This window comes from Listeria floridensis FSL S10-1187 (genome assembly GCF_000525875.1).
Taxonomy (GTDB): domain Bacteria; phylum Bacillota; class Bacilli; order Lactobacillales; family Listeriaceae; genus Listeria; species Listeria floridensis.
In genome coordinates, this window is record NZ_AODF01000074.1 from 1 (window position 1) to 7,409 (window position 7,409).

18 protein-coding genes are annotated in these 7,409 nt (G+C 37.9%); 2 read left to right on the forward strand and 16 right to left on the reverse strand.

Annotated features, from left to right (window positions below):
* Window positions 1–33 precede the first annotated feature (33 nt).
* The 11 genes from MFLO_RS14005 to MFLO_RS14045 all read right to left on the reverse strand — a co-directional run bounded on the left by MFLO_RS14005 (window position 34) and on the right by MFLO_RS14045 (window position 4,335).
* A complete protein-coding gene (locus MFLO_RS14005) occupies window positions 34–228 on the reverse strand; it encodes a hypothetical protein (RefSeq protein ID WP_036098677.1) in 195 nt (64 codons plus the stop codon).
* Complete coding sequence (locus MFLO_RS14010; RefSeq protein WP_036098678.1) at window positions 221–673, reverse strand: hypothetical protein; 453 nt, start codon at window positions 671–673, stop codon at window positions 221–223. The genes MFLO_RS14005 and MFLO_RS14010 overlap by 8 nt, the downstream gene beginning before the upstream one ends.
* Before the next feature lie 51 nt (window positions 674–724).
* Window positions 725–979, reverse strand: coding sequence for a hypothetical protein (locus tag MFLO_RS14015; protein WP_036098679.1), 255 nt, complete (start codon window positions 977–979; stop codon window positions 725–727).
* Window positions 980–989: 10 nt separating this feature from the next.
* Window positions 990–1,691, reverse strand: coding sequence for a P-loop NTPase family protein (locus MFLO_RS14020; RefSeq protein WP_241433682.1), 702 nt, complete (start codon window positions 1,689–1,691; stop codon window positions 990–992).
* Entirely contained in the window at window positions 1,684–1,893 is a 210-nt protein-coding gene (locus MFLO_RS15785; RefSeq protein ID WP_206538350.1) for a hypothetical protein, read from the reverse strand. Before MFLO_RS15785 ends, MFLO_RS14020 begins: the two co-directional genes overlap by 8 nt.
* Before the next feature lie 166 nt (window positions 1,894–2,059).
* Window positions 2,060–2,254: a hypothetical protein gene (locus tag MFLO_RS14915; RefSeq protein WP_051993693.1), complete on the reverse strand. Its 195-nt coding sequence runs from the start codon at window positions 2,252–2,254 to the stop codon at window positions 2,060–2,062.
* Window positions 2,247–2,525 carry a hypothetical protein gene (locus MFLO_RS14030; RefSeq protein ID WP_036098680.1) on the reverse strand — a complete coding sequence of 93 codons (279 nt, stop codon included), beginning with the start codon at window positions 2,523–2,525 and terminating at the stop codon, window positions 2,247–2,249. The genes MFLO_RS14915 and MFLO_RS14030 overlap by 8 nt, the downstream gene beginning before the upstream one ends.
* A 76-nt stretch (window positions 2,526–2,601) precedes the next feature.
* Complete coding sequence (locus tag MFLO_RS14035) at window positions 2,602–2,847, reverse strand: hypothetical protein (RefSeq protein ID WP_036098682.1); 246 nt, start codon at window positions 2,845–2,847, stop codon at window positions 2,602–2,604.
* Window positions 2,835–3,245 carry a hypothetical protein gene (locus MFLO_RS14040; protein WP_036098683.1) on the reverse strand — a complete coding sequence of 137 codons (411 nt, stop codon included), beginning with the start codon at window positions 3,243–3,245 and terminating at the stop codon, window positions 2,835–2,837. The genes MFLO_RS14035 and MFLO_RS14040 overlap by 13 nt, the downstream gene beginning before the upstream one ends.
* A 155-nt stretch (window positions 3,246–3,400) precedes the next feature.
* The gene (locus tag MFLO_RS15255) at window positions 3,401–3,697 is read right to left on the reverse strand and encodes a helix-turn-helix domain-containing protein (protein ID WP_077913264.1); all 297 of its coding nucleotides are present in this window, start codon (window positions 3,695–3,697) and stop codon (window positions 3,401–3,403) included.
* A complete protein-coding gene (locus tag MFLO_RS14045; protein WP_036098684.1) occupies window positions 3,697–4,335 on the reverse strand; it encodes a BRO-N domain-containing protein in 639 nt (212 codons plus the stop codon). The genes MFLO_RS15255 and MFLO_RS14045 overlap by 1 nt, the downstream gene beginning before the upstream one ends.
* A 331-nt stretch (window positions 4,336–4,666) precedes the next feature.
* On the opposite strand from MFLO_RS14045, the gene MFLO_RS14055 reads away from it, so the two are divergent.
* Window positions 4,667–4,933: a helix-turn-helix domain-containing protein gene (locus tag MFLO_RS14055; protein WP_241433684.1), complete on the forward strand. Its 267-nt coding sequence runs from the start codon at window positions 4,667–4,669 to the stop codon at window positions 4,931–4,933.
* Between the two features lie 82 nt (window positions 4,934–5,015).
* Entirely contained in the window at window positions 5,016–5,468 is a 453-nt protein-coding gene (locus MFLO_RS14060) for an ImmA/IrrE family metallo-endopeptidase (RefSeq protein WP_051993695.1), read from the forward strand.
* A gap of 109 nt (window positions 5,469–5,577) precedes the next feature.
* On the opposite strand, the gene MFLO_RS14065 is transcribed toward MFLO_RS14060, so the two are convergent.
* The 5 genes from MFLO_RS14065 to MFLO_RS14085 form a co-directional block, all read right to left on the reverse strand.
* Window positions 5,578–5,802, reverse strand: a complete 225-nt coding sequence (locus tag MFLO_RS14065) for a hypothetical protein (protein WP_077913265.1) — start codon at window positions 5,800–5,802, stop codon at window positions 5,578–5,580.
* Window positions 5,803–5,858: 56 nt separating this feature from the next.
* Entirely contained in the window at window positions 5,859–6,032 is a 174-nt protein-coding gene (locus tag MFLO_RS14070) for a hypothetical protein (RefSeq protein WP_241433683.1), read from the reverse strand.
* 66 nt (window positions 6,033–6,098) lie between these two features.
* Complete coding sequence (locus MFLO_RS14075; RefSeq protein WP_036098686.1) at window positions 6,099–6,344, reverse strand: hypothetical protein; 246 nt, start codon at window positions 6,342–6,344, stop codon at window positions 6,099–6,101.
* 216 nt (window positions 6,345–6,560) lie between these two features.
* On the reverse strand, window positions 6,561–7,058 hold the full coding sequence (locus MFLO_RS14080) for a hypothetical protein (RefSeq protein ID WP_051993696.1): 498 nt from the start codon (window positions 7,056–7,058) through the stop codon (window positions 6,561–6,563).
* 14 nt (window positions 7,059–7,072) lie between these two features.
* A complete protein-coding gene (locus MFLO_RS14085) occupies window positions 7,073–7,342 on the reverse strand; it encodes a hypothetical protein (protein WP_036098687.1) in 270 nt (89 codons plus the stop codon).
* Between the last annotated feature and the right edge of the window lie 67 nt (window positions 7,343–7,409).

Below are 7,409 nucleotides of genomic sequence, written 5' to 3' on the forward strand. Positions count from 1 at the left end.
TCAATTTTTTCGTACGCAGATTCGAGCCAATCCTCATGCCACCAAAAAATCCAGCCCTTCTAATTTATATTGTGTATCGTTTCGGAAACTATCAATTGTGATGACTTTGAATGTCTTGCTAACATGTTGATACATTTCTTGAGTAAAAAGCATGCGCGCGGAGTACCTTGAGTCTTCACTAATATCATTTCGAACACGTACCATCTGACCTAATTTAAACTTACTCATCTCCGTCAACCTCCTCGACTCTTACAGCGAACTCCATATAGGGTTTATTAAAGCGTTTTTCTAACGCTTCAATTTCAGCTTTTGTAAATTTGGTTTGGCAATGCCCGTACTCTGAATTTGTACTTACCCAGAGACTACCATCATCTCTTAAATTTAAATACGTATGCTCTTGAGTGCCGAGCTGAATATAATATCGAGATTGTCCTTGATATTCATAATCAAGCTCAAGCGCCAATACAATCGTTGTCAGTAGCGTATAATTGGTTTTGATCAGGTCTTTTATTAGCCATTTAGGTATAAGAGACGAAGAAAGACCAAACCTAGTATAATTATCAGCGGCTTGTGCCAATCTATAAGCCGCCAGCATAGGTTTATCTTTCCACACTACAGGTATCCCATCCAACCACTCGCCTAATCTAATGTCTACATGTATTTTGTTAGTCATTTTTGTTCCTCCTTTGATTCAACTTGTTACTAATAATTCCATTTTTCTTTTTTAAAATTTTTTTAATGTATTGGGGTGCACGTCGCAAATATCTGCTATTTGTGCATCTGAAAAATCATTATGTCGATATCCCCAGTATTCTTTAACCGTTAAATCTAATACAGTATAAATCTTTCGTTCGTTGAATGTCTCAAGCTCAATTAACTGTTTACCTAGTTTCTTAATGGTGTATAAGTCCTGCCTGACTTCTGCCTCACCAATTTTTTTAATAATCTCTTTTCGCTTCATTTTATTTTCAGGACTCATTGAGAAGCACTCACTTTCTCATTCCTCGCTGAGAACCACCTTCAAAATGTAAAGGTAGACACTGGTCCATGATTCGATCGGCTAACCGTCCATCAAAAACTTGTGAAAGTTGCTCTGGCGCAATATTCGACGTATACACTGTCGGTTTTTTTGTGGTTACACGTTCATTGATTAAAGTATGTATATCGCTTCGAAACGCTTCAGTTGCCGTTCGCACTCCAACATCGTCAAGTAAAGCAAATGATGCACAAGTGCCTTTTGCTAAAATTGTGTAATACTTTGAGGCCGCTTTAGATGCCTCTCGTTCCGGGACTCTAGGACGATTGAACTTGTTGAACAGTGTTTGTAGCTCGTTAACATCAACAAAATATGCTGGTAGCGACGAAGGCCTCTCGCTTTGCTTGAACGAATTAATGACTCGCGCAATTATAAACTCATTTAGCAATGCTATAGCAGTTGTTGTTTTTCCTGTTCCCGGCGCGCTAGAATATAAATAAAGAGACTTTATTTCGTGCCCTGATGCAGAAAAAGTAGTTCGATATTTTGCTAACAACTTATAAATTTGTCTCTGTGTATCTTTAGCAGGGCTCGTGTTAAGAGTTAAAAATCTATAATCAGCGGGGACCTCAGCCAGTTTTTCGCGTGCCTCAATAACGACACGGAGTGAATCGGTAGCCGAGCGGTCCTCTAAAAATTTGAAAGTTTCAGCCAATCGGCTCACCTCTTTTCCATGCTTCCGCAAACAATGCACAGGTTTCGCTAGTGCCATGATGTGTTTGAATCAAGTGCCTATGTTTGTCATAATATGCGATAGCACAGAGGTCAAAATCATGTCTATGCGAGTAAACAAGCATGAACTCTCCTTTGCTGTTATCGACACGGCTTTCTAGCACCCAATACTTTCCTAAAGCCATTTTGACACCTCGTCCCAGTCCACTTTTTTTTGGTGTAGTTGCTTTCTTATTGCTTTGATTATGTGCTAGTTCAACGCGCTGCCAGGTTTGCTTTTTATACGTCATCATAAAACCGAAACTGATTCCCGGATACTCCTTAGACGGCTTGTACTCAGCAAAGCAGGTATCAATAAAGTCTTTTAAAAAATTGCTTGCTATGCGTTCCCTTTTTTTTCGCGGTGCCTATAATTTTTCCAATCTGCCCCTGCTCAAGTGCCCAGCGTCCAAATGGCTGATATTCGATGCCATAAAGCCGTTTATGCTCAGCTTGTAAATACTTTGTAAAGTCCGTTGTGTTCCAATCTGCAACTTTTTTAGTCATCAGGCTCCCCCTCCCGAACATTTAGCATTCTTTTCCTCATAAGTTCTCGAGTTTTCTCATCGTATTTGCGCTTTTTATACGCGCTGACTGTTACGTTATCCAAAACGCCTTCAATTGAAATTACACGTCCATTTTCCTGAATCGTCTTAGGGTTTTTAACGAGAGGTGTGTACTTCGTAATGTGCTTCTTGACATTCGTATAAATTCGCCACTCGCCAGTCTCATGCAAATAGCTGAAACACGTTTCTTGATCGTTAAGTGGGGTGCTCATTTTGAATGCCGCTCCTTTCCACGTGTAAACAGTAATGCAAATATTGCGAATGTTAAAAATACTAAGGCTGTGAAACTCATGGCTGACCGCTCCTTTGACCAAAAAATGGCACATTATTTTCTTCCACAAATTCGAATAGCTCTATTTCAGACAGTTCGTAGTCGATGTTTATGAGCTCGTTTGACTTCGCACGTAGCATAGTTGCCACTGCAATAATGTCATCGCGTGACTCTAGCTTCTTATCTATCAGCGACATATTAATGTCATTCAGAACTAAGTTAGCTGCATAGAGACATTGTACTTTTGTTGTTAGCTCTCCCATTCGACAACCCACTCCCACAATTCATCAATCAGATTATCGTGAAGTTTGACAAGGGCATTTATAGCCGCTTTCGTTCCTTTTGCTGTATAGTCGTTATCCGCGTCTGAACTAAGCAAGACTTCTCCCGTGTTTATTTTGTCCAATAGTTCTCTATCAGTAGTTTGCCATAGATGATTAGTAAGTTGAGGCAGCTGCCCTTTTTCGATTACATGAGAGAGTTCACTAGCAAAGTAGTCAGCTACTTTACTTACAAGCCAGTCCTCTCTGTTTAGTATTTCCGCAATCAATTTTCGGCTGTCTCCACCTTCACAAACTGCTTTAATCTGCTTAGCTATCTTTTTAGTATGTGTTTTATAGGTTCTATGTGTTCTTACATCATCTATAAAGATACTATCCATGGTGCCTAACCCCTTCCTATTAATATCTTTTATTTATTGGTCGCCCCCGACAGCTTTAGCTGGCGGTGTACTTTAAAGTCTAGTTCTAATACAGTATAGTTAAATACAGTCTAGTTTATGGTGTCATCTGACACTATGGTAGGTGTTCGTTGACACTATGACATGGTGTCGGTTGACACTATCACAGTATATTCATTTGACAACTTTGCGCCATTTGAATAACGGGATTCAATGTTGATATAATGCCAATTCACAAGTGTTTCAAGTGACTTCGCAAGTGTCTTATTGCCCACTCTCGCTTTTCTGCATAAGGTTGCGCGGCTCGGGTGACATTTTCTTGTCTTATTATGTGCATATCGACAAATAGCAAGCAGCACTCGCAAATCATTTCCGTTTAATGCAGGGTCGTCAATTGCCTTGTTTGGCACCTTCGTAAATGTTGCTTGCTTCATTAGCTCACATCAGCATGTGCCTTGCCCAACACTTTACTGTAAACTTCTTTGCTGACGGATAAGTCGAGCCCAAATTTGTCTTTGACTGCAATTAGTTGCGCTGTGTCGTCCAAAATGGCTTGTCTGTCAACTAACATTTCCGGCAGCATATCACCTTTTTTAAGTGATTTTTCAAAGCCGTATTTGGTTGAGACCGCTTTGTTTGCAATGACGTTTGCAATGATAAAATGTTCGCGTACAGGATCAGCTAAGCTATTTGATAACTTACTCATCGCTTCTTTTTGGTGCTCTTTGTCAAGCATTCGGAACACCTCAAAGCCTTCAAGTCCGGCGGAGTGACGGAGTTGTTTAATTACATCGAAGACCCACCGTTTGAACTCTTTAGCCTTTTCCATTTTGGAACTGAATACCAAATCATAAATTCCGAATTCGCTAATTAAAGTGGCTTTAGACTTATAATTTGAACCAGTCCCCTGAATCAGGGTAGTGGTTTTATCTATATTAGATACATGTGATGCAACAGCATTTTCAGGCTTTCTATAGCCCAATGCCTCAGCAACATCTTTAGCGACTGCCCACCACTCACCTTCCAAACTCACAAATCGAATTTCGTGCCCGTTCCAATTCTCTGTTTTCATCTTGTTTCCTCCTATCAAATTTGTATATCTACAAACGCTAACACCATTGACACAAACGTATATATTTGCTAATATAAAGATACAGAAAGGCAATACAAAAAAAACTTATAGCATCTGTTGGGGAACAGCTGATTTTATTTTTTTCTGTCTTTCATATTAACTACCTAAAGTATAATAGTAAATTTGTACATTGTCAATAAAAAAATGTATTTATTTGCCATTTTATTTTTAGGAGTACGGAGGAACGTTGATATGACAATCGTTGAGAGAATAAAAAAAATTATGTGAAAGTAAAGAAATTACTATAGCAGAATTAGAAAGAAGAACAGATATACCGAACGGAACAATACGAAGATGGGACAACTCTGTGCCTGGCATCGACAAAATACAGCGTGTAGCTGATTATTTTGGTGTTTCTGTAGATTATTTGCTTGGGCGAGACCATCGGTATGTATTAGAAGAAGATGAAGCGGCTTTTCAAGCTTTCATTAATGACCCGGAGTTGTATGTATGGTACAAAGAACTACCTACCCGTGAAGAAGAGTTGCAGGACCTGCGTGAGCTTTGGGAACTCATGAAAAAAACTCGCAACAAATAATAAATAGTTGATTTATTTTCATCTTCGTATTAAAATAAGAACAAACGTTCGATTCTTATTTCTTTTTGAAGGTGGAGATTTAATGAATTATTTAGATGATTTAGTTGAAAACATTTATGACAAACTAGAGATTAAACCGGGACAAATACACATGAATACGATCTGCGCGAAGTTAAATTTGACGCTGATAAAAGCGCCAACACGAAGTCGGCATACACATATGCGCAATCGAGACTACATTTTTATTGATGACAGAAAGCATGAACAAGAACAGCTTGAAGAGTTTTCGCACGAGCTTGGGCACTATTTTTTGCACGATGGTGGCAGCTTGCGCATAAAGAATGTCTATTATGAGTATCAAGAGCGTCAGGCCAATAACTTTGCGGAACGTTTTCTTGTGCCATTTTTTGCCCTTCGACAAATCGAACTACCTCCAAACCGAGCAGACGCAGTATACTTTTTGGAAACAAAATTTAACATTCGAAGAGATTTAGCAAAAAAAACGGCTTTCACTTTACGAGAGAACTCTATATGAACAATATATTCAAACCTATTTATACTGAGAGAAGAGGCGCTGGCTGAATGCTTGCGCTTTTTACATAAAAAAAAAACAGCCCCGACATTTGTCAGGGCTTTAATTCGACTTACTTAATAATGTAAATCATATCTCCATCTACGACTTCTTTGTTTTCAAACTCAAAGTTTTCGCCGTCAAATTGTCCTACGTACTCAACTGCTTCAACTGCACAACCCACAACTTCTGCGACCTCGTTGTTTTTATTTTCTGCACTCGTGCAATAAACTTCTTTAATGTTTCCCGCTTTTTCTTCTTCAATTAATTTAACTACTTGTTCTTTGTTCATAATCATTTTTAATTACCACCTTTTTAAATTTTATTATTTCGTTTCTATATTTACACTATATATCAATATTGATATATAGTCAACCCTTTTTTAAAACTTTTTTTTCTTTCTTCAATAAGATTTTCAAAGTCTTCTAAATCGTCTAGTGTTGCGTGATTTCGAATGAAGTACTTTCCGCTACCTTTCGCACCTTGAATTTTAATTTTTTCTTTATTTTTTTCTCGATATTTTTTCATCGCTCTGCGTTGTGCCTCAGTAGTTTTTTTGTTTTTTTTTCGGTCATTTTTACACCTCATTTTTATTTACATAATTCTATCTTGTTCTTCTAACCGCTCTAGAAGCTTACGTGCAGGCAATCGGTCAAGATGCCCATTTTCGCCAAGCTCTTCTTTTTTGACTTCATCATCAACAATAAAGTCGTAATTAGTATAAATCTTCTGTTTTTCTACGAATTTAAAGAAACACCATAATTCTATGTCTCTTCCGAACTCCTTAATATCATTTTTTAACTCAGCAATCAACTCAGTAGAATCATAACTTATTTTCATGTTCTCTCACTCCTTTTTTTAGTATTGGTACTTGTTATATTTATATAATATATCAATATTGATATATAGTCAATGGTTTTTAAAAAAGTTTTTTGCACAAAAAAAAGAACCCCACCCAAAAGGGCGAGGCTAAGATGTGTTTACGACCGTTTCTCAATCGGTCGCTTACGTGCTTCGCTATCAAACAGAGCGAAAGACAATTAACAGCATTTTATCTTATAAATAATGAAAAACAGCAATAGAGCCATATCCGTACCCATCTACACGAATCAAGTTCGACGGTTTAATCCATCTGCACCATACCCATTTTTTATTGATGAATACAGCTGTTTGAACATAGCCTTTTCGTTTTACACTTGGCTTGATTCGTACAACTGTATTCATATTTAGATAGTTTCCGCCACCTTTTCCCGGAGACACTAGCGCGACGGCTTGGCGTTTGGTAACTGCTGTAACCCACCCATTCGACTTCACAGGCGCAAAATAATAATAAAGAGACGTATAACCCGTTTTTCCGCGAAAAGTTACTTTTCCGCCAGATTGGTAGTTAACAATCGCATTTTTTGGAAGATAGGTTACGACGCCACCTCTCGCATATTTATATTTATAAAGAGGAATATGACTAGATACAGTGATGTCTTTTTGGGCAGATGCAAAAACGGGAACGCTGAAAATCAGCACTCCCGCTAAAATAATAGTAATAATCTTTTTCATGTTGTTCTCTCCTTTTATTTCAACCAATAGTTCGGCGTATAAAATACTTTCTTTTGTTTCGTGAAATAGGCAGATTTGAGCCCGATTTTTTCAGGATAATGTTTTAGTTTCGTACCAGGTTTATAAGTTAAAATCTGCCCGCCACGCAAATTTTGGTTATCCCAAAAGATCGCGAAGGCTTGAACCGTAGCAGAAATACGCCCCTTACTATCCGGCTTACTTAAATTCTTCAAAAATCCATGATAGATGAAGCCTAGCACCAATTTTCCATTTTTATCTGGCACGTAGGTTTTATACCAGTATTTGTTATGCTTTATTACACCTTAATTTTCGTTCCTGTTTTTCCATTTA

What these genes read in the sequence shown, in the direction of transcription:
- MFLO_RS14005 (WP_036098677.1), bottom strand. Translation starts at nt 228, where the DNA reads ATGAGTAAGTTTAAATTAGGTCAGATGGTACGTGTTCGAAATGATATT.
- MFLO_RS14010 (WP_036098678.1), bottom strand. Translation starts at nt 673, where the DNA reads ATGACTAACAAAATACATGTAGACATTAGATTAGGCGAGTGGTTGGAT.
- MFLO_RS14015 (WP_036098679.1), bottom strand. Translation starts at nt 979, where the DNA reads ATGAGTCCTGAAAATAAAATGAAGCGAAAAGAGATTATTAAAAAAATT.
- MFLO_RS15785 (WP_206538350.1), bottom strand. Translation starts at nt 1,893, where the DNA reads ATGGCTTTAGGAAAGTATTGGGTGCTAGAAAGCCGTGTCGATAACAGC.
- MFLO_RS14915 (WP_051993693.1), bottom strand. Translation starts at nt 2,254, where the DNA reads ATGACTAAAAAAGTTGCAGATTGGAACACAACGGACTTTACAAAGTAT.
- MFLO_RS14030 (WP_036098680.1), bottom strand. Translation starts at nt 2,525, where the DNA reads ATGAGCACCCCACTTAACGATCAAGAAACGTGTTTCAGCTATTTGCAT.
- MFLO_RS14035 (WP_036098682.1), bottom strand. Translation starts at nt 2,847, where the DNA reads ATGGGAGAGCTAACAACAAAAGTACAATGTCTCTATGCAGCTAACTTA.
- MFLO_RS14040 (WP_036098683.1), bottom strand. Translation starts at nt 3,245, where the DNA reads ATGGATAGTATCTTTATAGATGATGTAAGAACACATAGAACCTATAAA.
- MFLO_RS15255 (WP_077913264.1), bottom strand. Translation starts at nt 3,697, where the DNA reads ATGAAGCAAGCAACATTTACGAAGGTGCCAAACAAGGCAATTGACGAC.
- MFLO_RS14045 (WP_036098684.1), bottom strand. Translation starts at nt 4,335, where the DNA reads ATGAAAACAGAGAATTGGAACGGGCACGAAATTCGATTTGTGAGTTTG.
- MFLO_RS14060 (WP_051993695.1), top strand. Translation starts at nt 5,016, where the DNA reads ATGAATTATTTAGATGATTTAGTTGAAAACATTTATGACAAACTAGAG.
- MFLO_RS14065 (WP_077913265.1), bottom strand. Translation starts at nt 5,802, where the DNA reads ATGATTATGAACAAAGAACAAGTAGTTAAATTAATTGAAGAAGAAAAA.
- MFLO_RS14070 (WP_241433683.1), bottom strand. Translation starts at nt 6,032, where the DNA reads ATGAAAAAATATCGAGAAAAAAATAAAGAAAAAATTAAAATTCAAGGT.
- MFLO_RS14075 (WP_036098686.1), bottom strand. Translation starts at nt 6,344, where the DNA reads ATGAAAATAAGTTATGATTCTACTGAGTTGATTGCTGAGTTAAAAAAT.
- MFLO_RS14080 (WP_051993696.1), bottom strand. Translation starts at nt 7,058, where the DNA reads ATGAAAAAGATTATTACTATTATTTTAGCGGGAGTGCTGATTTTCAGC.